The sequence below is a fragment of the Ligilactobacillus pabuli genome (genome assembly GCF_022836475.1).
GTDB classification, from domain to species: Bacteria; Bacillota; Bacilli; order Lactobacillales; family Lactobacillaceae; genus Ligilactobacillus; species Ligilactobacillus pabuli.
The window spans coordinates 55004-73174 of the sequence record NZ_BQXH01000012.1; the positions used below are offsets into that span (position 1 = coordinate 55004).

Annotated in this window: 14 protein-coding genes; 5 read left to right on the forward strand and 9 right to left on the reverse strand. The window is 42.5% G+C overall.

The window, feature by feature from the left end; genetic code table 11:
- Positions 1–313 precede the first annotated feature (313 nt).
- The 5 genes from LPAF129_RS07095 to deoC all read right to left on the reverse strand — a co-directional run bounded on the left by LPAF129_RS07095 (position 314) and on the right by deoC (position 6630).
- Entirely contained in the window at positions 314–985 is a 672-nt protein-coding gene (locus LPAF129_RS07095; protein ID WP_244055482.1) for a hypothetical protein, read from the reverse strand.
- A 108-nt stretch (positions 986–1093) separates the two neighbouring features.
- Positions 1094–1543 carry a hypothetical protein gene (locus LPAF129_RS07100; protein ID WP_244055483.1) on the reverse strand — a complete coding sequence of 150 codons (450 nt, stop codon included), beginning with the start codon at positions 1541–1543 and terminating at the stop codon, positions 1094–1096.
- A 795-nt stretch (positions 1544–2338) separates the two neighbouring features.
- Positions 2339–3760: an argininosuccinate lyase gene (gene argH / locus LPAF129_RS07105; protein WP_244055484.1), complete on the reverse strand. Its 1422-nt coding sequence runs from the start codon at positions 3758–3760 to the stop codon at positions 2339–2341.
- 21 nt (positions 3761–3781) lie between these two features.
- A complete protein-coding gene (locus LPAF129_RS07110) occupies positions 3782–4999 on the reverse strand; it encodes an argininosuccinate synthase (protein WP_244055485.1) in 1218 nt (405 codons plus the stop codon).
- A gap of 827 nt (positions 5000–5826) precedes the next feature.
- Entirely contained in the window at positions 5827–6630 is an 804-nt protein-coding gene (gene deoC / locus LPAF129_RS07115) for a deoxyribose-phosphate aldolase (protein WP_244055486.1), read from the reverse strand.
- A gap of 201 nt (positions 6631–6831) precedes the next feature.
- On the opposite strand from deoC, the gene LPAF129_RS07120 reads away from it, so the two are divergent.
- Together LPAF129_RS07120 and LPAF129_RS07125 are read left to right on the forward strand one after the other, a co-directional pair.
- A complete protein-coding gene (locus LPAF129_RS07120; RefSeq protein WP_244055487.1) occupies positions 6832–7107 on the forward strand; it encodes a TetR/AcrR family transcriptional regulator in 276 nt (91 codons plus the stop codon).
- The gene (locus tag LPAF129_RS07125) at positions 7094–7408 is read left to right on the forward strand and encodes a TetR family C-terminal domain-containing protein (protein WP_244055488.1); all 315 of its coding nucleotides are present in this window, start codon (positions 7094–7096) and stop codon (positions 7406–7408) included. Before LPAF129_RS07120 ends, LPAF129_RS07125 begins: the two co-directional genes overlap by 14 nt.
- Positions 7409–7496: 88 nt before the next feature.
- On the opposite strand, the gene LPAF129_RS07130 is transcribed toward LPAF129_RS07125, so the two are convergent.
- The gene (locus LPAF129_RS07130) at positions 7497–9725 is read right to left on the reverse strand and encodes an AAA family ATPase (RefSeq protein WP_244055489.1); all 2229 of its coding nucleotides are present in this window, start codon (positions 9723–9725) and stop codon (positions 7497–7499) included.
- A 182-nt stretch (positions 9726–9907) separates the two neighbouring features.
- On the reverse strand, positions 9908–10960 hold the full coding sequence (locus LPAF129_RS07135; protein ID WP_244055490.1) for a MupG family TIM beta-alpha barrel fold protein: 1053 nt from the start codon (positions 10958–10960) through the stop codon (positions 9908–9910).
- 244 nt (positions 10961–11204) lie between these two features.
- Between LPAF129_RS07135 and LPAF129_RS07140 the strand changes: the two genes are divergently transcribed.
- The 3 genes from LPAF129_RS07140 to LPAF129_RS07150 all read left to right on the forward strand — a co-directional run bounded on the left by LPAF129_RS07140 (position 11205) and on the right by LPAF129_RS07150 (position 15636).
- Positions 11205–12170 carry a DnaD domain protein gene (locus tag LPAF129_RS07140; protein ID WP_244055491.1) on the forward strand — a complete coding sequence of 322 codons (966 nt, stop codon included), beginning with the start codon at positions 11205–11207 and terminating at the stop codon, positions 12168–12170.
- Between the two features lie 171 nt (positions 12171–12341).
- Positions 12342–12749: a (deoxy)nucleoside triphosphate pyrophosphohydrolase gene (locus LPAF129_RS07145; RefSeq protein WP_244055492.1), complete on the forward strand. Its 408-nt coding sequence runs from the start codon at positions 12342–12344 to the stop codon at positions 12747–12749.
- Positions 12739–15636 (forward strand): DEAD/DEAH box helicase, encoded by a 2898-nt coding sequence (locus LPAF129_RS07150; RefSeq protein WP_244055493.1) that lies wholly within the window; start codon positions 12739–12741, stop codon positions 15634–15636. Before LPAF129_RS07145 ends, LPAF129_RS07150 begins: the two co-directional genes overlap by 11 nt.
- Before the next feature lie 56 nt (positions 15637–15692).
- On the opposite strand, the gene LPAF129_RS07155 is transcribed toward LPAF129_RS07150, so the two are convergent.
- On the reverse strand, positions 15693–16151 hold the full coding sequence (locus LPAF129_RS07155) for a hypothetical protein (RefSeq protein WP_244055494.1): 459 nt from the start codon (positions 16149–16151) through the stop codon (positions 15693–15695).
- Between the two features lie 10 nt (positions 16152–16161).
- Positions 16162–18171 carry an AAA family ATPase gene (locus tag LPAF129_RS07160; RefSeq protein ID WP_244055495.1) on the reverse strand — a complete coding sequence of 670 codons (2010 nt, stop codon included), beginning with the start codon at positions 18169–18171 and terminating at the stop codon, positions 16162–16164.

Below are 18171 nucleotides of genomic sequence, written 5' to 3' on the forward strand. Positions count from 1 at the left end.
TCAAACTTATAGCCACTTCTTATTCATCGATTTGATTCTTTGACTAAAACTTCCTTCATATTCTGCCTCGCGATAGACAACTTTGTCTTTGACTTTTAATATCGACCACTATAGCTCATAGCGGACTCGCATCACCTAGTTACTACCCATACCGAGTGTATAAAAAAGGCGCTTTGCAAAATGAATTGCGAAACGTCTAAAAAAACGGATATAAAGCTGTTTTTAGCTCTTAAAAAATTGTGAAAACTTTACGGTCTTTTTAAGCCCTGGTCTCCGCTAGTGCTCGAGTCCTCCCAGTTTGCTCCGCTCTGTTTTATTGCAGATTCAACGTTAGATCATAGTCCTGGTACGCTCCATCGTCTTCGTAATCATCCGTATCATAGTCAGCCGAAAACTTCAGGCGTACACTAGTCAGGTCTGTCACAGAATCTAAATCCTTGACTGGAAATGAGACCCAGCCGTCTTTCGTGGCATCCTTGGCAATTTCGCCATCCCACGATTCACTGCCGGTTGCTTCTTGTTGCTGACCATCGTTATAGATTGCCGTTCCCTGAGTAGGATAAAAATTAATGTCACGCGTTGGTGTCACTGACAAATGCAAGCGCACAAAACCATGGACGTCAAACTTACCATCGTTCGCGGATTCATATTCTTGCGGTTTGACTTGGTCCACTTCCACCTCATCTAAGACGACTTTCGTTCCGACCCAACTGGTATCCGTGATCTTAGCCGGATACTTCTTTTGTTCTTGCAAATGGTAGTCTTCGTAGTTAATTTCTAAGACTTTGCTGGATCCACTGCTTTTCTTGGTCGGTGTTGCTGCCGTTTTATCGGTGCCTTTCTCACTGGCCGTCGTCCGATGACCAGAAATTTTCCCCGTCTTGGGACTCGTCGACGTGGACTTGTCTGCTTGTTTCTCAGAAGAACAAGCCGCTAACAAACCGCACAGTAACAAAGTTGTCCCCACCGTGATCGCTTTTCTCATTGTATCTACCTCACTTCTGCATTCATTTGAGCTTTAGTGCCCTACTGAATAGATACGCAAAAAAACGCGATTTTAGTTTTTATTTGGCAACTTTTTTTAAATTTTTTTCTAATCCCAGTCCTGCCACGGCTGCGGTGCTTCATTTGCCGACTGAGTTTCTTTTGCCCGGACATTTCTGATGGACTCTAACAAAACCATCGCCGTCTGCTGGTCAGTCAAATGTTGGAGCACGACTTCGTTTTCACGGTAGCCGGCCACGATCCCGCTCACTTCGACCGGCACTAAATTATCATCGACTTCTTCCAATTGCAAAGTGACCGGCTTTTTCGTTTGCCAGGCCTGCATCAGCAAGCGAGAGATCTCGTCGTCAGCTTGTTGCGGTTGGCGGACTGGCGGCGTCTGGCGGCCAACTTGTTTGAGCGCACTCGTGTGATCCGATAAAAAGAAGCCCTGCCACTTGAGCATTCCCCGGTCCTGATATTCGTAGTCAAAAAAATGTTGCAGCTCTGCCTCATTAAAATCAGCTGGATTATATTTCAAGCGTTTTTTATATACCATGCTCCTCACCTCAATTCCTATTATACGAACAAATGTTCTAGTTGTAAACAAAAAATAACAAGGTGCCCTTTCACAACATAGCTCACCTTACTCTTTTGAAATTATAATTTTGACTGAATAATCACCAGAATCGCAACTAGATTTGAACAAAACTTTTTCTACCGCAAACAAAGAATTTTACAAAATATTTTTAGTTTGTTACGGTTACTGTATAGATTTAAACATTTCTATTCATAGTAACTAAGTTAATCGTACCCAAAGATGGAAGGTAATAATTTTTATGACACCCACTAAAAAACGAACTGTTCAAGTTCTTACACTAATATTGTTATTAGTCATTTTTACCGTTTTAACAATAACAAAACCGGCCCTTACAGCCCTATGGTTCTTATTTCTACTAATGGCTTGGCTTATCACGTTAAGAACCATCAACAAACACTTTGAAGGATAAAAAAGGCTGAAAAATAACTAACCATAATAGAAAATAACAGTTAGAAATAACTCTCAGAATAGCTTATTCTCACTTAAATTCCTATTAGGTTAATTAGACTTATCTTTCGGCAACTAATCAATGATATCTTTAACAAAGAATGATACAATCAAGGCGTAGAAAAGAAACTATGCACTAACATAACTTCTCAAAAAAAACCGTTTTGACGGTGACAGAAATATCGGATAAAAAAGCAGTTAAAAGTTTGCTATAACAAGCTTTTGGCTGCTTTTTATCTTGTTACAACCCTCCCCATCGCCCACACAAAAAGGACTAACCTCCAACTTGGTCAGCCCTTTTTTCAGTCAATCACTCATATTATTTCGTGAAATAGACTGTCGATGTTCTCCATTTAACTTAGCCTGTGCCCGCTTGATTTGTTCACGCACCTGCTCAAAACCGGTTCCCCCTAAGGACATCCGGCGTGCCACTGCCTGCTTTGGTGCCAAAACTTCATACACATCTGCCTTGATTTCCGGTGCAAATTGCTGGAGCTGTTCCAGGCTCATTTCTTGTAACGGCAAGTCGTGGTCCATGCCATAGTGGACTAATTTGCCGACCACTTGATGGGCTTGGCGGAACGGCAATCCTTGTGCGGCCAAATAATCAGCCAGCTCAGTCGCATTCGAAAAGTCGTCTTGTAAAGCAGCTGCCATTTGGTCCTTTTTCACTGTCAGTGTTTCAAGCATCCCCGCAAATAATGACAGGCAAGTTTTGACCGTGTCCACCGCATCAAAGACTCCTTCCTTATCCTCCTGCAAATCTTTATCGTAGGCTAACGGCAATCCTTTCAGCGTCGTTAACAACGAAAACAGTTCGCCGTATACGCGGCCCGTTTTCCCGCGGATCAACTCGGCCACGTCCGGATTTTTCTTTTGCGGCATAATCGAGCTGCCAGTTGCGTATTCATCACTTAGCTCAAGATAGTTAAACTCATACGTGTTCCACTGAATAATTTCTTCGCAAAAGCGGCTGAGATGCATCATGACTGTTGCTGCAGCACTCAAAAAATCGAGTAAATAATCCCGGTCAGACACTGCATCCAGCGAATTTTGGTAGACCTTGGTAAAACCCAATTCACGGGCACTAAATTCCCGGTCAATTGGAAAGGTCGTTCCAGCTAAGGCGGCAGCTCCTAAGGGTGAATTGTCCGCACTCGCTTGGGCTGCCTGAAAGCGTTGGAGGTCTCGCATAAACATTTCATAATAGGCCATTAAATAATGGGCATAAGAAATCGGCTGGGCGTGCTGCAAATGAGTGTAGCCTGCCATTAAAGTCGTCACGTTCTGGTCCGCTTTGGTCACGATCACCTTCAGCAAGTCCACCAGCCGGTCACTAATTTGCCCAAGTTCTTCTTGCATAAATAAGTGCATGTCCGTCGCTGTCTGGTCGTTGCGGCTGCGCGCCGTATGCAGTTTGCCAGCCACTGGGCCAATTTCTTGCTGCAGCAAGCTTTCCAAGTTCATATGAATATCTTCGTAAGCACTGGAAAATTGGAGTGTGCCCGCGGCCAACTGTGCTTGCAGTTTTTCCAACCCGCCAATGATCTGTGCCCCGTCGATTGGCGACAAGATCTTGGTGTGGACCAGCATTTTAACGTGTGCGAGTGACCCCTGCAGGTCCTGTTTGGCCAAACGCTGGTCAAAGGAGATCGACTCGTTAAACGCGATGACTTCCGAGCTGTTGCCTTCCTCAAAACGACCGCCCCACATTTGATTGGTTCCCATTTCTTCTCCCCCTCTGACTGACTACTGCATTTCTGGCGCCTTGGCTAACTGTTGTTGGACCTGGGTGTGGACGGTGGATGGCAAACTGTAGAGTTTGATAAAGCCGGCCGCTGCTTCTTGGTCAAAGGAATCGGCTGCGGTATAGGTGGCTAAATTCATGTCATACAAGGAATTCTTGGATTTCCGTCCTTCACAGATCACGTTTCCCTTAAATAATTTGACCCGCACAGTGCCGTTGACCTCTTTTTGACTCTCCGCTAGAAAGGCTTTGAGTGCGTCAAACAACGGCGTATACCATAAGGCATTATAAATCGTGTCTGCGATTTCCTTTTCGATCAACGGTTTAAAATGAGCGAGGTCATTGGTCGTGGTCAGGTCCTCCAAGTCTTTATGTGCCGTTAACAAGACTTCAGCGCCGGGACACTCGTAGATCTCACGTGACTTGATCCCGATCAAACGATTTTCGACGTGGTCGATCCGCCCGATCCCGTGCTGGCCAGCAACTTGGTTGACCACTTGGATCAGTTCATGTAACGGATACTGTTGGCCGTCAAGTGCGACCGGCACCCCTTGTTCAAAGGAAATTTCTAAGTAAGTTGGTGTGTCGGGAGTTTTTTCCAAGGCCGTCGTGCGTTCGTAGGCATCTTCTGGCGCAGTCGCCCACGGATCTTCTAGGATGCCGCATTCATTGGCACGACCCCATAAGTTTTCATCGATCGAATATGGGCTTTCTTTGGTGATTGGGACCGGGATCCCATTTTCCTTGGCATATTCAATTTCCATTTCGCGCGACATGTGCTGGTCTCTGATCGGGTCTTCGATTTTGAGCTCCGGCGCCAGCGCATGGATCTCTGTTTCGAAGCGGACCTGGTCGTTACCCTTGCCGGTACAGCCATGAGCGATCGTTGTGGCCTGGTATTGCTGCGCAACTTCGACTAATTTTTTGGCGATCAAGGGACGAGACAACGCAGAAACTAAGGGGTATTCTCCTTCGTAATAGGCATGAGCTTGAAGAGCCGGTAAGCAATATTCTTCAGCAAATTCTTGCTTTGCATCGATCACAACGGATGCGACGGCCCCGACTTGCCGCCCTTTGGCTTGAATCTGAACCAGGTCTTTTTCTTCACCGACATCAATACAGCAGGCGATCACGTCGTAACCTGCATTTTTAAGCCAGGCAATTTCCACCGAAGTATCTAAGCCGCCCGAATACGCTAATACTACTTTTTCTTTAGTCATCTAAATTCCTTCTTCCAAATAATTTTTCTTAATCATAGAATAAACATACATCAATTGCAAGCATTTTTACTTTTTATGCACATATTCGTGAAAATATTCAAATTATGTGGATAATAGTTTGACAAAGCACGAAGCCCTCACGGCTGGAAAATGGGTGCAGTTGGTCCTGGCCGACTTGTGTGCTGCTCATGTTAGGCACCACCTCCAGCGTTTGACGGACGTTTTCTCGCAAGGGCTCGCCCCTGAGTTAGTTTGGTGCCGGCTGATTCCAATTGCCGGTCTTACTTTGGCTAACTTGGACCGGCTATCGTGATTCATGGTCCTACTTTTCCAAACTTGGACCGGCTATCCCGATTCATGGTCCTACTTTTCCAAACTTGGACCGGCTATCGTGATTCATGGTCTTACTTTCCCAAACTTGGACCGGCTATCGTGATTCATGGTCTTACTTTTCCAAACTTGGACCGGCTATCGTGATTGCTACACCTGTTTCGCCAAAACGGGGGGAGCTTTTCCGTTTGCTACACCTGTTTCGCCAAAACAGAGGGAGTTTTTGCGATTGCTAACCCTGTTTTGCCAAACTTGGGGGAGCTTTCCCGTTTGCTACACCTGTTTCGCCAAAACAGAGGGAGCTTTTGCGATTGCTAACCCTGTTCCGCCAAAACTGGGGGAGCTTTCCCATTTTCCAACGTCGTTTCCACCAAACAACGACCGCATTTACATTTCCCGACGCTGTTTCCGTCAAACAACGGTCGCATCCGCAACTTCTCGCCACAAAAAAAACGGCGCCTCCCTGTCTTAGGGCTAGCGTCGCTTCAGTATTGTTGTTATTCGTATAAGTCTGACCACAAATCGTATTCACCAATTGTTTCATGGTCATCCGGTGTCCCCGCGTCAACTTTGGGAGCTTCCGTTTCGCGGGCGCGCAGTTCCAGGCTGTCGACATGGTCTTGTTCGAACCGTTGCCGCAAAGCTGTCATGATTTTTACCCCGGAACTAGTTCCGATCCGGTCGGCCCCGGCTTCGATCATTGCCAAAAAGTCATCGGTATTGCGGATCCCGCCGGCCGCCTTGACAGCGACCGCTTCGCCGACAGTTTCCTTCATCAATTTGACATCCTCCACCGTTGCTCCAGCGGTTCCGAAGCCAGTTGACGTCTTGATGAAATCAGGCCGGACCTCCTTGGCGATCTCAGCAATTTTACGGATCTCGTCTTTCGTCAAGTAGCAGGTCTCAAAAATTACCTTGCATAACACATTGCGGTCATGGCACAGTTGGACGATGGTCTGCATCTCGTTTTTAACATAGTCGAAATCGCCATTCTTTACCGCTGTCAAATTAACCACATAGTCAATTTCGTCGGCGCCTTTTTCGATGGCATCGTGAACTTCAAAAGTTTTGGCCCGCATGGTAGTCTGCCCCAGCGGAAAGCTGATGGCTGCCCCGACGTGTACCGCACTTTCTTTTAACAATTTCGCGCAGGTCGCTGTTTGCGTCTGGTTGATCGCGACCATCTTAAAATTGTATTGTCGTGCTTCATTACATAATTTGACCATATCGTTAAAAGATGCGTCGGCATGCAAATTGGTGTGGTCGATCATCTGGCTCAAGTCAGCTAAAGTATATTTCATTGGATCTGCCTCCTTAATGGCTCCAGTTTCAGTTTCGTTCTCATGGTTAATCATAACCCATTTGCCGCCAAATAACAGCCAGAAACCCTTGCCGTCCAGCAGTAATTAATCAAAAAACAGCAGCACCCACATGTTTCTGACTGCTGCTGTTTGTAGTCGAGCTCGCTAACTGTTCATTAAAATTATTAAGGAGCCCCCATCATGGATAAAACACTCGACTTACGCGTCCAAAAAACTTATGATGCATTGATCCAATCTTTTTTGTCACTTCTACAAGAAAAAAACTTAGATAAAATTACTGTCAACGCCATTTGCGAACAAGCTCAGGTCCGGCGCCCTACCTTTTACAAACACTTTAAAGATAAGTATGACTTCATCCAGTTTGTCTTTATCTCGGTCCAAGAAGACACGCTCTCAGAGGTTGCGCTGGAAACTAAGACCGACGACCCCCTTGGAATATTTTATGCTGTGCTTTGATAAAGTTATGGAAATGCTGGAACGTTATCAAGAAATCTTGATCCATGCAGCTCCTGACTTGCTCGGACAATTTTCTTTCGAACTGATCGATACTTATCTGACTAAAGAAGTCAAAAAAAGGGTCACGGATTTTCTCCCCCAAAACCCTGATTTGCCCACGAATACCGACTTCCTAACCAATGCTTTACTGGGGACCTTTCGCCAAGTTGCCATGTGGTGGTTTCAACACCGCGACACCCAGACTAAAGCCGAAACGCGGGCAAATATGCGTCGGCTTTTACAGCAGCTGTTCATTAACTAAACAGGCCAAACCACGACAAAAAAGCTGGTAGTCACAAGCCAGAAACAGTGCGTTCCTGACAGTTGACTACCAGCTTTATTTAGTTATCTCACACATACACATTTTGTTTAACTGCAGCCGGCCGCTCCAAACTATCGAGCAGCTGCTGCTCAGACATATTCACAAAGCTCAGCGCGCCTTTAGACCGTGAAACTGCCGTGTAGGCCAGCTCGTAATTGCCGGTCTCGACCACGTAGACTTTATCGGCCCCGCTGCCTTGCGCCTTGTGGATCGTAATGGCGTAGGCCAACAGTAAATCTTTCTTCGCTTTTTTGAGCGGTAACTTGTATTCATTCAAATCAGTTTTGACCTTGATCTCGCCCTGACTGCGCTCAGTCGGCAAAGACACGCCGGTCACCACACCAAACTCACTGTTAGTGTAGTTTTTACCAGCCCAGCCGTTTTCGTAAAAAACGACCTGCGCCCCGACGAAAAAGCCGCCGCGCCCCTTGTTGTTGTCAATCTCAAAGGGGACCACATTTTGCTTATCACGAGCCAGCACCTTGAAAAAGGCCTGGTTGATCTGAGCCACGTTGTAGTTGCGGTAGGCTAAGATCATGCACTCGCTGATATCGATGTGGTCTTTTTTGTAGCGCAGCATTTCCTTTAAGGTTTCATGGAAATACCGCGGCGCCCCACTGATTCCGTCCCAGCTTTTGGCCCGGCAGGTCGCAATAAAGTTCTTGGTCTGCGGGTCCTGGCAGCGGATGTTGTCCTGAAAGTAAAAGGCATGCCCCTTCTTTTGCAGGAGTTCCATCACGTTGCCCGCCACCGCAAGTGCCTCGGTATCGTTAGTCACAGGCGGTAACTGGCGGTCATCGCCCAAGAATAAGTAGCGCACCCCGTGGCCAAAAGTCTGCATCAATTTGACCAGGATGTCTTGGGTCACCATGGAAATTTCGTCGATGATGATCGTGTCGAAGTCGCCGTACTCATGGAAAAAGTCGCTGTCATCGAATCCATTATCGATGTCAAAGCCCAGCTTTTGGATCGTCTGAGCGTTGGTGAAGCCATTTAAGATCAGGTTGATCCGCGCCTTGTGCGTGGGGGCGAGGGCTAAAACTTTGCGCGTGTTAAAGATTTTGCCCAAAGTGTAGGTTTTCCCGCTGCCGCCGACACCAAGTAAAGCATCGACACGCCGGTCAGATTTTTTCAACCAGGCGATAAAGTGTTGCTGTTCGGCAGTCGGTTTGAAGGACCCAAAAGACTGTTTTAAATGGTGGACCGGGCAACCGTCTTCGGCCAGCAGTTCGCGTAAATAGCGTTCCCCCGCACATTTTTCGCGTAAGTGCAGGGTGTTGTTGCAGTTATCTGGGCAGATGTAACCAAAGTCGAGCAATAAGTCGAGGTTTGAGATCAAGTGACTTTGCGCCACCGGCATCGTTTCACCCAATGACTTCAACATAATTAAGTCGTCACAGCTTTGGAGGTGCTCTTGGGCCTTGTTGTCCAATAAGTCATATTCCAGTAAAATTTGTTCGATTTCTTCTTTGTCAAAGCTTGGCAGCAATAACAGTGAAAAGACCCGCGATTTTTCCCAACGCTGGGCAAAAAACGGGTCGTCTTCCATCCAGTCATTGATGGCGGAACGGTAACGAAGTTCCTTTAATTTAGGGATAATATCCTTGTAATAAGTCCGCAGGTCCGTCACAGAAACGACTAAATAACCCGGAAAGTCTGCTGGTTTGGGTAAAGTCACGTCGAGTTCGTGCCACTCCCCATCGGCAAACGCCCGCTGTTTTTTAACCGTCATCCCGTTGATAAAGAAATACTTGCCTTGATACTTGGAACCTTCCGCTTTGGCGATTGGGGTCCCATTTTTGGCTAATTTGATAAACTGAAAGCTCAACTGGGCATAGCCGCGCTCTTTTAATTCAGCCAGGTGCGCCTTTTTTTCGGCAGCTTTTTTCTGGTGCTGTTCCAAGGCCGCCGTCACCTTAGCGAGTTTTTCTGGTGCCATCCCCGCATGACCAGCTGCCTGAATGTATTCTTGTGCATCTTCTAGCTGATTTTGTTGAATCGCCGCGTGCGCCAATAAACGATAGACTTGAGCACGGTTGGTCTTTTTCTGTTGATGTAAGTATTTTTTTAGATAGCGGGTCGCCTTGGCATAACTTTTCAGGCGGTAACAAGCCTTCCCCAGATAATAAGCGACCGATTGATAGTCTGCTTTTTGTTGGTAGATCCTAGTCAATAAGGGCCGCGCCTGGTCAGCTTGCTTGTTTTTTAAGAATTCTCTTGCTTCCTGATAAGCTGTTGCCATTTCTTCTTTTTTCACCGTGCGCCCCTCCCTGTCGATATGTAATAACTCTACTACTATTTAAACACTTGAACTATTACAAAAGCAACAGCACAACAAAAAGTGCTCCCTATTCAAATTAGGAAACACTCGCTTTGTTTTCATAGTCGAGCTACTTAGCCCAGAAGATGAGCACTAACCGGGCTACTCCGCTCTGTTTTTTAACTCCATGCCAATTGAATCGTCTGTCCTGCCCCACATACCTCTAACAAATCAAGGTCTCTTTGAACAACATGTCCAATCACATTGACAGTCTGATCAGCTGGCAGCTCACGCTTAACTAATTCCAGCTCACCTTCATACCGGCCAGCATCCTGGTTATCTAAGGTAACTGCTCCACGAGTACGCAACTCGGTATTTTCAGGATAAATCGCTGGGCGTTTGACATGCCGAGCTTCCTCGATTCGGACGACATCACGCGCAACATCTGGCCGTTGATGCCATAAGCGATTATTAAATAAATACTTGGGGACGTCACCATTTGGTTTGACGTGCACCATCACTATCTGTTGATCAAAATAATTCACGAACTGGATCAACGTTGTCAAATGGACACCAGCATCACCAATGTAGACATTGTTCGTATTCAAACGCAAGAGATCGATTGCGGCTGCCAAAGGATGTTTGGTCCGTCCACTTTCAAGAGTTGGTAACCCAGCAAAGACTGGCCCGCGCAATTCGTTGCCCGGTGCAAAAGCTGTGACCTGAAAACCTTGGGCCTGCAGCCAAGCATTGCGCCTCCTAAACCAATTCTCATCCAAACCGGTATTCTTACGTGGATAGAAATTGTGCCAGGCCTCAATTTGGCTAAAGTCCGCTTGATTTTTGCGCAACTCATCAACATTTTCCACACTCAAAGTGCTGGCATTTAACGCTAATGGAATTTCGTGAGATAGCTGAGCGACTTGTTCCATTGCCAGCCCATCATCAATCCGCAAGCGTGTTACCCCAAGCTCAGTGATCTCACTCAAGTGCTCCAGACTCAAGTCCAAACGTTCCAATGCTTGTTGCGAGACGTCGACGGTTAATTCTAACTGACGACTCTGACACTTTGCCCCAAGTTCACCCAGCCGGTCCAACAAAACCTCCGGATCATCTTCCGGCAAGTTCAGCGACGTAAAAACTCCGTGAAAGCCCGAGGTTTTATATAAGTCGATCTGTTGCTTAACCTCTTCTGTGACAGCCGCACTCAAATAAATTGAAAAGCCTAACATGCACATTCCTCCAATTAAAAAATTGTTGCTACTTTGATGCCAAAAGTTCTTACCATCATTATAAGTAGTTTATCGACTAATTTACCAATAATTTTAAATTTTTACTGGTACCTCAAACTTTTACTCCACAGAAAAATTAGCCTTCCTAAATTAGTTTTCGATTAATTTTCGTAAAAGCCTTTTACATTTCCAGTCTAAATTTCGTTATTAAGATAGAAGGCTAATTTGAAAGGTGGAAATTATTTTGGCAATTATCAGAAACAAAAGTACAAAAAAGTATTCAATCATTAACAATCAGGTCCTTGAAGATGCGCGATTATCATTTAAAGCTCGTGGTTTATTAATTTATATGTTATCAAAGCCAGATAACTGGCAATTCTATTCCACAGAACTCGTCAAGCATAGTGAGCACGATGGCATTACAGCAATCAAGTCCGCCCTCAAAGAGCTGGAAGTCTGTGGTTATCTTCAACGAATTCAACAGCGCGCTGAAAATGGCAAGTTTGGTAGTACAGATTGGCTCTTAAATGATTGTCCAGCTAACTTACCGCAAGCAGGTTTTTCAGCAACGGTTCACCCGACAATGGCTAAACCTCAGACGGAAAAACCGCAACTACAAAGTACTGAAGGTACTAAGAACTTAAAGAACCAAGCACTGAATAGTAGTTGTAGTAGTCAGGCCATTCAGGCAGTTGAACCATCCCTGAAACAACCACAAACCACAGTTCAAGACCCAAACCCTTTGACTTCAGTCACACCTGAGCAAAATGTAAAGAATCCCTGGGAACTCTGGCAAGCTAACTGGAGCTTTCCAAATTCAATTGCCCAGCAAGATTTGAGTGCGTGGATCACCCAGTTTGGCAATGAGTTAGTCTATCACGCGCTCGAGTACGCGCTGAAATCTAATGTTTCCGCTCGAGGTGCTGACCGTTATTTAACTCGCGTCTTTGATTCTTACGAGAAAAATAAAGTTGTATCAGTCGCACAAGCGCTAGAACAAGAAGAGCAACATTATCAACAACGAACGCGCGAATTGTCTCAACAAAAATCCAGTAGACGGCATCAGCGACCAGTTCAGCAAAAAGAACAACTCCCTGAATGGGCTAAACCCGGCTTTAAAGCTCCTGAAGAAAGTGCAGCAGGCCAAGCACATAAAGCTCAACTACGGGCAGAAATTCAGCGACGCCTAGCTGAAATTAAAGCAGAATAAAATAGTGGATTTTGAGCAAAGAATCTTTTGTTCTCCCAACTAATCAACATAGAATTATAATTTTCGCGGCAAATAAATTATACAAAACATTAAAATCAATATATGATAGTAAGTAAATACTCTTGATCCAACTAGCACCACTAATATTTAAAATAAAGGAGCTATTTACTTATGAAAAAAATTGAAGTTGTCGGCGCAATTATCCTAAAAGATAACAAGCTTTTAGCAGCCCAACGTGCAGCTGGCCGTTCACTTGGTTCACTCTGGGAGTTTCCTGGTGGAAAAATTGAACCTGGGGAAACTCCTGAACAAGCTTTAGAACGTGAATTAAGCGAAGAATTCGGTGCACAATCAACAATCTTTGAACCTTTTACAATCAATGGTGATGCTAAATATGACTTTGGCGAAATCATTTTATACTGTTACTATGTTCGTTTGAACAGTCAGATTGTTAAAACCATTGAGCATGATGAATTACGCTGGGTCGATGAAAAAGAAGCTGGTCAATTAGAATGGGCCCCCACCGATGTCCCAGTAATTCAAGAACTAATTAAGGAAGGTTTCAGGTATGAATACTGAGAAAGAGATTTCCAAGGCAATTAACTTTGGTTTTGTGAATAGCCAAGTTGAATCACAAGAAATCTACCAGCCTTCTTTAGTCACTAACCAGAATGACACCACGGTTTTAGCTACTCTTGAAGATGAACTACGAACCTCAAGAACTTTTACTATCGCTGTAGCATTTGTAACAACTAGTGGTTTAATTGATCTAAAATCGGTTTTCACTGACTTAGCTCACAAAAATATTCACGGACGGTTAATCACGTCCACTTACTTAAACTTTAACGATCCAGAAGCTTTTGAAGATCTCTTACAAATCAAAAATCTTGATGTCCATTTATTAGACAAAGATGGTTTTCATACCAAAGCTTACTACTTTGATCACGGTAACTTTGAAAGTGCCATTATTGGGAGTGCTAATCTTACTCAAAATGCATTGAAAAGTAATTTCGAGTGGAACCTACGTGTGACCTCGACTCAACGTGGTGAAGTTGTTAATAAAATTAAAAGTAACCTAGACGACCTTTGGGAAAAATCAACTTCTCTCACCTCAGAATGGGTTGAAAACTATCGGTTAACTTGGAAACCAAACAAATCTATCCAGTATTTCCAGGTGGCTGAAGAACCTGAATACCAAGATAAAACACCAACACCTAATCCCATGCAAACCGAAGCATTAGCTGCTTTAACAGCATTACGTGACCAGGAAAATGCCAAAAAAGCGCTGGTTGTCGCAGCCACTGGGACTGGGAAAACTTATTTGGCAGCTTTTGACGTACAAAACTTCAAACCAAAAAGAATGCTCTATATTGTTCACCGAGAACAAATTTTACAGCAAGCCATGCATAGTTTTAAAAAGGTTTTGGGTGGTTCTGAGTCTGACTATGGTATCTTGAGTGGTAGTCAGCACAATTTAGATTGTAAATATACGTTTGCAACAGTTAATATGATCTCAAGCCAACGAATTCAAGAACAGTTTGGTCCTGACGCCTTTGATTACATCTTAATTGATGAGGCTCACCGCGTTAGTCAACGTGACGATGATCAGGAGCAAACCATGTATCAAAAAGTCTTGAATTTTTACCAACCAGAATTCTTGTTAGGAATGACTGCAACTCCAGAAAGAACTGATGGGACCAACGTTTATGAGTATTTTGACTATAATTTAGCTTATGAAAATTCCCTACTTGATGCCTTGGATCATGATTTACTGTCACCTTTTCACTATATTGGTGTGACTGATTATGAAAAAGATGCCGAAACAATCACTGACACATCCAGCCTGAAAGATTTAGTCTCAGAAGAACGTGTGGACTATATTGTAGATAAAACTAACTACTATGGTCCACGTCAACCAAACGTTCACGGACTAATCTTCGTTAGTAAAATTGCTGAAGGAATAGAGTTAGCCAAAAAACTGGTTGATCGTGGAATTAAAGCAGAATTCGTTTATTCGAAAAACTCGATTGCAGAAAGAGAGCAAGCTGTTCGTCGTTTAGAAGATGGTGAAATTTCATATATTTTGACCGTAGACATTTTTAACGAAGGTGTCGACATTCAATGTTTAAACCAAATCGTAATGATGAGGCCCACTAAATCTAGCATTATCTTCTTGCAGCAGCTTGGACGTGGCTTAAGAAAAGCTCCTGGTAAAGAATTTGTAACTGTCCTGGACTTTATCGGTAACTATAATGAGAACTATATGATTCCGATGGCCTTTGACAAGTCACATTCAAGTAATAAAGAACAAATTCGAAAACAGATTATCTCACCTAGTATTAGAGGAGTTTCAACCATTAACTTTGAAGAAATTGCCAAAAAGCGAGTGCTAAAAGCTGTTGGACAAGCTAAATTAGATTCAATGAAACGTTTTAAAGAAGCTTATGACAGTGTCAAAAATAAAATTGGTAGAATTCCAATGTTAATCGACTTCGCTCGTCGTGGAAACGTGAATGTGGCAGATATTATTTCAAAATTCAAAACGATGTACCTGATGCAACAAAAATTCGAAAAAGAATTTCCAGTGGAATTTAATGCTCACCAGCAAAAATTCTTATTGTTTCTTTCTAGAGAGATTGCAGTTTCAAAACGACCAGTAGAATCGTTGATTTTACAAGAATTAATTCAAAAGCAACGGCTCACTACTCAACAAGTTACCCAAATTTTGGATCAATCTCATGTCTTTTATGATGAAGAAACTTTAACCAATGTTGCTTCAATTTTTGATTTGTCATATTTTATGAACAAGAACCAAGAAAAATATGGTGAAATTTCGATTGTGGACACGCAAAACGATAGCTGGCAATTAAGTGAAACATTTAATGTAGAACTGGCAGATCCCAATTTTAAGCACTATGTTCTTGACCTACTGGCGGCTAACCTTTTTGAGCTACAGAGAGATGGTTTTGCGTTAGACCAACGTTTTACAATTGGCAAAAAGTATTACCGTAGTGACGTTATTAAGCTGCTAAACTGGTATGGTGAACAAAATGCTCAAAATGTCGGTGGTTATATCATGCGCCCTGATCAAAAATTTTTCCCAGTCTTCATTGCATTAGAGAAAACAGAAAAATTCCAAAATAAAATGGCCTATGAAGATCAGTTCATCGACCATAATACAATGCGCTGGTTTTCTAAGAGTGGTCGAACCGTTGATAGTCGTCAAGAAAGCATTGTCCTTAACCAACCTGACTTTGGCATGATTCAGCTTTTTGTTAAAAAGTCAGATGATGACAAGCGTGAAGGTAATGATTTCTATTACTTGGGTTCTGCCCGCGTAACTAGCGCTGAAAACGAAAAGAAATTTAACTCTGACGGTAAAGAAACTAAGTTAGTCAACTTTACGTTAAAACTAGAACACTCAGTTAACGTTAATTTATATCGTGCATTAAACGATAACGAATAAAAAGTAAAACACGGTCACTGGGTCCTAACAATTAGGATCTGGTGACCGTGTTTTAGTTAAAATGGTATTTCTTCCTTACTGTCAATAAAGTACTGCAGAATTCCACTTAATAAATCTATTTTCTTTTGATCTCCAAGTGCTTTGCCGTTCTCTTCAAACTTGGCCTTTAACTGTAATAAGCCACTTGCTGAATACTCCAACCACAGTTTACGTAAAGCTTGTTGCTTTTGGGGGTCTGTATAACTAGCTGAATCCTCATCCAGGATTCCTTCATTAATTCCAACAGCGTATAAAATTCCCTGCTGCTTTTCTGATAAATAAGAAGACCTAAATTCCTTCCCCTTTAATTCTAAATGTTCACATTTTTGCCCCGAATGGTATCCGATACAAAATCCCAACATAAAAATACTATGGGTCTTCATTTTTAATTCTCTAGATAGCACTTCATAAACATCTTCTACATTGGAGGATGTCTTAATTAAACTAGTTCCTGAGCTAAGAAAATTTGTGTCCATCATTATCCTCCTATATCTCTTCAGGAACTATTTTAGTTGTTCCATCATCCATCTTATTTAAACTGTAAACTTTGCCCACCCGATTTTCTTGCTTGAAGACTGGTAATTCTGTTCCTTCAGTTAACTCAGTATCAGTTACCAGTAAAACCCATTGGCTAGTCATATTTGGAATATTTTTAATCAAATTTGTTCGGTTTTCAACATCTAACCGACCAAATGGTGTATCCATAAACAATGGAAAATCAACGTTATTTCTCCCTTTAGAGGCCACTGTGGCTAGGGCAGTAATGAATGCCAAAGAGAGCATCTGACTTTGTCCCATTGAAATATCGTTTAAGATACTCATACCATTTTTCCCAATCACAGAAAGCTCAAAATTGTTACTAATCTTGATATCTGAGATCAATGAACGATCTTCTGCAGTAATAATCTGGTTAAAAATTACTTTCATCTGTTTCTCAAGTTGTTCCTTACTATAAGTTGAGTAAGTATCTATAATTTGGTCAATTTCTTTACCGATCCTCTTCAAACGTGCAACAGCATCACGTTTAACCTTTAAGTTATTATCTTTAATTTGCACTTGCTCCTGTTGAGCTTCAAGTTCCTGCAATTTATTTTCCAGCTTCGTAATCTGGTCTTTCTTAACTCCAATTTTTTCAGTCATCGTCGAAATATTACTCTGAACGTTTGGTAAAGTATGCTGTTCTTTGTTAGTTATATTTTTCAACTCATTTTGGGACATAGTAATCTGACTACCAATTTGTTCAATTTCATGTTCTAGCTTGTTAATCTTGTCTTCATGATTAACTATTGACTGATAGTTTCTGGTAACGGCCGCTTGGATCCCCTGGCTACTACTATTGGCTGACATTAAGGAATTTGAAACTATATTTAAAACTCCTGAAATTTCTGAAACTTGAAACTTTTTCAACAGGACTTGAATATGCTCTTCATTTTCAGGATGTGCACTTAAGTCATTTCCACACAAAGCACACACTTTATTATTCAAAGATTCGGTTAAAATAGCTTTAGCGAATTTATCTGAACGCTGATTTTGGATATTTTCAACTTTAATTCCCGCTTTGTCAACCGACCCCAAAACAACATCGATCGCAGTATCATCAATTCGTCCTATTGCTTCATTAATAACTTCATTTAAAGCGTACCGCTCACTACTTAACGTCTCTTCTTTGTTTTTTAGAATTTCTGCCTGTGCGCGATCATCTCTATTCTGAGCGATTTGTTGCTTAATTAATTCTTCTTCTTTTTTTGCAGTCTCAATTTCATCAATTATCTGACTTTTTTCTTCACGTAACCTGGATAAATCATTATTAGTCGTTTCAATTTTATCTTCTAATTCCTTAAATTGTTGATCACCTAACTGATTTGACAGCTCTTTACTTTGATCTCGTGCAGCCTGATTAAACACTTTCGAAGCCGTTTCAAGATTGCTTAATTGTAATAAATCAAAAACACCTGTTTTAATACTTTTCGCAACTGATCCGCCATTTTGAAGTCCACTTAATAAATCTAATTTTTCAGCATCAAAGAAGAAAAACTTCCGAATATTCTGCGGTAAGATATTATTAACCTCAACGCGAACCTGATCAATATTATCAGTAATTTTCTGATATTGTTGTTTGTCGGCTAAAAATTTACCGAACTCAGCTCCTTCAGTTGCAACTGACGTTTTATTATCCGACTTAAACTCAGTCAAACTTCTTTTAATCAGGTATGAAACATCATTATGTCTAAAATATAAAGTAACCGTTGCTGTCATTGGTAAACCTGTACTATTTAACAGTTTACTATTTACTAAGTGAATGTCTTCTCGGGTGGTGTCTTGTTCAAGGTAATGGTCACCATATAGAGCAAACATTATTGCCCTAAAGATCCCTGTTTTACCTGCACCATTAGTCCCTTTAATCAAGGTCACATTTTGTTGTCCATATCCGAATTCAAGCACGTTATCGCCCTCGAACTGCCTAAAATTACTGATTTTTAATTTTTCTAATTGCAT